Origin of the sequence: Bacillus sp. SIMBA_074, from assembly GCF_046534555.1 — a bacterium.
GTDB lineage: Bacteria > Bacillota > Bacilli > Bacillales > Bacillaceae_G > Bacillus_A > Bacillus_A mycoides.
The window spans coordinates 1-324 of sequence record NZ_JAWRYM010000254.1 but is presented as its reverse complement, the minus strand read 5'-3'; the positions used below and the strand labels follow the sequence as shown (position 1 = coordinate 324).

The window sequence follows — 324 nt, the reverse complement described above, 5'->3', positions numbered from 1 at the left end:
AACAGGCACAAATTCCTGTCATTTCAAACGTAACGGCTAAGCCCATTACTGCACCTGCTGAAATAAAAGAAAAATTAATCGAACAGCTGTATTCACCGGTCCTCTGGGAGGACAGTGTGAAAACCCTACTTGAATTGGGAGTGGATACGTTCATCGAGGTAGGCCCTGGGAAAGTATTGGGTGGATTAATAAAGAAGATCGATCGTTCCGTTCAAATTCACTCGGTCTCCGATATAGAAACGCTAACTAAAACAATTGAAACATTGAAGGGGGCAAAAGCATGATCCTCGAAGGTAAAAAAGCACTTGTAACAGGGGCGTCAAG

Annotated in this window: 1 protein-coding gene; it reads left to right on the top strand. The window is 43.2% G+C overall.

What is annotated here, in order from left to right; translation table 11 throughout:
- On the top strand, positions 1-284 hold a 284-nt coding region (locus tag SB773_RS30725), incomplete at its 5' end, for an ACP S-malonyltransferase (RefSeq protein ID WP_410594013.1).
- Between the last annotated feature and the right edge of the window lie 40 nt (positions 285-324).